General features: G+C 56.3%; 2 rRNA genes. Both read right to left on the bottom strand.

Annotated features, from left to right (window positions below):
* Nucleotides 1–10: 10 nt before the first annotated feature.
* Nucleotides 11–127: ribosomal RNA gene (rrf, locus tag KIH31_RS18000) — 5S ribosomal RNA — on the bottom strand.
* 167 nt (nucleotides 128–294) lie between these two features.
* Nucleotides 295–3,416 (bottom strand): 23S ribosomal RNA (locus KIH31_RS17995).
* Nucleotides 3,417–3,778: the final 362 nt, after the last annotated feature.

The following is a 3,778-nucleotide window of genomic DNA, read 5'->3' as shown; positions in this document are numbered from 1 at the left end:
TCTAAGTGTGGTCCGGCGGTGTCCTACTCTCCCACACCCTCGCGAGTGCAGTACCATCGGCGCTGTGGGCCTTAGCTTCCGGGTTCGGAATGGGACCGGGCGTTTCCCCCACGCTATGACCGCCGTAACTCTGTTACCACCCCTGGTGACCTGGCCTTTGGCCGGTCGTGCCGGGGGGAAATCTGTGGTTACAACAATATTTTTGTGTTGTTGGTTCCCTGGTTGTTGTTCGGGAACCGCATAGTGGACGCAAGCAGTGTGATCGCCACCAACCCCGGTTCAGGGGGGTGGTGTGTGGTGTAAGTTATCGGCCTATTAGTACCGGTCAGCTTCACGAGTCGTTAGTCCTCGCTTCCACATCCGGCCTATCAACCCAGTGGTCTGGCTGGGGGCCTCTCACACAAACGTGTATGGAAATCTCATCTTGAAGCGAGCTTCCCGCTTAGATGCTTTCAGCGGTTATCCCATCCGAACGTAGCTAATCAGCGGTGCACTTGGCAGTACAACTGACACACCAGAGGTTCGTCCGTCCCGGTCCTCTCGTACTAAGGACAGCCCTTCTCAAATTTCCTGCGCGCGCAGCGGATAGGGACCGAACTGTCTCACGACGTTCTAAACCCAGCTCGCGTACCGCTTTAATGGGCGAACAGCCCAACCCTTGGGACCTACTCCAGCCCCAGGATGCGACGAGCCGACATCGAGGTGCCAAACCATGCCGTCGATATGGACTCTTGGGCAAGATCAGCCTGTTATCCCCGAGGTACCTTTTATCCGTTGAGCGACGGCCATTCCACAATGTGCCGCCGGATCACTAGTCCCGACTTTCGTCCCTGCTTGAGATGTCTCTCTCACAGTCAAGCTCCCTTGTGCACTTACACTCGACACCTGATTGCCAACCAGGCTGAGGGAACCTTTGGGCGCCTCCGTTACTCTTTAGGAGGCAACCGCCCCAGTTAAACTACCCATCAGGCACTGTCCCTGACCCGGATTACGGGCCGAAGTTAGATATCCAAAGTGACCAGAGTGGTATTTCAACGATGACTCCACCCGAACTGGCGTCCGGGCTTCACAGTCTCCCACCTATCCTACACAAGCCACTCCGAACACCAATACCAAACTATAGTAAAGGTCTCGGGGTCTTTCCGTCCTGCTGCGCGTAACGAGCATCTTTACTCGTACTGCAATTTCGCCGAGTTTATGGTTGAGACAGCGGGGAAGTCGTTACTCCATTCGTGCAGGTCGGAACTTACCCGACAAGGAATTTCGCTACCTTAGGATGGTTATAGTTACCACCGCCGTTTACTGGGGCTTAAATTCTCAGCTTCGCCGTGAGGCTAACCGGTCCTCTTAACCTTCCAGCACCGGGCAGGAGTCAGTCCGTATACATCGTCTTGCGACTTCGCACGGACCTGTGTTTTTAGTAAACAGTCGCTTCCCCCTGGTCTCTGCGGCCCCGATCCCCTCCCGGTCGCAAGTACCGTTCAAGGTTGGGGCCCCCCTTCTCCCGAAGTTACGGGGGCATTTTGCCGAGTTCCTTAACCATAATTCTCTCGATCGCCTTAGTATTCTCTACCTGATCACCTGTGTCGGTTTGGGGTACGGGCAGCTAAAACCTCGCGTCGATGCTTTTCTCGGCAGCATAGGATCACCGAATCCCCCCGAAACGGGGGTCCCGTCAGATCTCAGGCACATGAACAGCGGATTTGCCTACCGTTCGCCCTACATCCTTAGACCGGGACAACCATCGCCCGGCTCGGCTACCTTCCTGCGTCACACCTGTTAATACGCTTACCTCCCCCGGTCAGGTCCCGCGCGCCCCGCGCACCCGGCCCCGAAGGGCACTCATGCACGGATTGGGCGGTTAGTATCCCGGAATCAGTATTGGCGGTTTTTCGCCGGTACGGGAATATCAACCCGTTGTCCATCGACTACGCCTGTCGGCCTCGCCTTAGGTCCCGACTTACCCAGGGCAGATTAGCTTGACCCTGGAACCCTTGATCATTCGGCGGACGGGTTTCTCACCCGTCTTTCGCTACTCATGCCTGCATTCTCACTCGTGTGGGCTCCACCGCTGGTTTACACCGCGACTTCACTGCCCACACGACGCTCCCCTACCCATCCACACCCCTGAACCACGAAGGCTAGGGTCCTATGTGAATGCCACAACTTCGGCGGTGTACTTGAGCCCCGCTACATTGTCGGCGCGGAATCACTTGACCAGTGAGCTATTACGCACTCTTTCAAGGGTGGCTGCTTCTAAGCCAACCTCCTGGTTGTCTGGGCAACTCCACATCCTTTCCCACTTAGCACACGCTTAGGGGCCTTAGTTGGTGGTCTGGGCTGTTTCCCTCTCGACTATGAAGCTTATCCCCCACAGTCTCACTGCTGCGCTCTCACTTACCGGCATTCGGAGTTTGGCTGACGTCAGTAACCTTGTAGGGCCCATCGGCCATCCAGTAGCTCTACCTCCGGCAAGAAACACGCAACGCTGCACCTAAATGCATTTCGGGGAGAACCAGCTATCACGAAGTTTGATTGGCCTTTCACCCCTACCCACAGCTCATCCCCTCCATTTTCAACTGAAGTGGGTTCGGTCCTCCACGACGTCTTACCGTCGCTTCAACCTGGCCATGGGTAGATCACTTCGCTTCGGGTCTAGATCACGCCACTGCATCGCCCTGTTCAGACTCGCTTTCGCTACGGCTTCCCCACACGGGTTAACCTCGCGACGTAACACTAACTCGCAGGCTCATTCTTCAAAAGGCACGCCGTCACAACTACAAGGCTGCTCCGACGGATTGTAAGCACACGGTTTCAGGTACTGTTTCACTCCCCTCCCGGGGTACTTTTCACCTTTCCCTCACGGTACTAGTCCGCTATCGGTCATTAGGTAGTATTTAGGCTTACCAGGTGGTCCTGGCAGATTCGCACGGGATTTCTCGGGCCCCGTACTACTTGGGATACTCCCCAGGCGGTGTTCATGCATTTCGTCTACGGGACTCTCACCCTCTACGGTCAGGCCTTCAAACCTGCTCGACTATGCAAACACTCTCACCTCACTGTCCCGGCAGAGACAGAACGGGAAGTCCCGCAACCCCGGCCATGCAACGCCCGCCGGCTATCACACATGGCACGGTTTAGCCTCATCCGCTTTCGCTCGCCACTACTCACGGAATCACTGTTGTTTTCTCTTCCTGTGGGTACTGAGATGTTTCACTTCCCCACGTTCCCCCCACACACCCTATGTGTTCAGATGCGGGTCACCAGATCACTCGCGCGTCTGGCGGGGTTTCCCCATTCGGACATCCTGGGATCACCGTTCGGTTATCAACTCCCCCAGGCTTATCGCAGATTCCTACGTCCTTCTTCGGCTCCTAATGCCAAGGCATCCACCGTGTGCCCTTAAAAACTTGACCACAACGATCAAGATCACGCACATTCTCGAGAGAACCACGGAAACCAACCCCGAAAGGCCGGCACCAGGTTCATCAATAGAAATTGCTCTTACAAAATAAGATGCTCGCGTCCACTATGCAGTTCTCAAACAACAACCCCGTCACACCCGCCACCCGCCCCCACCAAGGAGAACAAGCACAGACAATGCCCGGGAAACCAGAAACAACAACCCACAACCCGCCAGGACAAAACCCGGCCGGCCACGAGCCCTGTTGCCTCAGGACCCAACAGTGTGCCAAAAGACGCCCGCCCCCCACCCGCACCAGGCTTTCCACGCACCCAACCCCAAAGGGAAGGACACCGTACTCACCCGGCCGCAGCC

The organism is Paenarthrobacter sp. DKR-5 (genome assembly GCF_018531425.1).
In the GTDB taxonomy this organism is placed as follows: Bacteria; Actinomycetota; Actinomycetes; order Actinomycetales; family Micrococcaceae; genus DKR-5.
The sequence above is the reverse complement of the archived record's forward strand: the minus strand, read 5'-3'. Positions and strand labels throughout refer to the sequence as shown.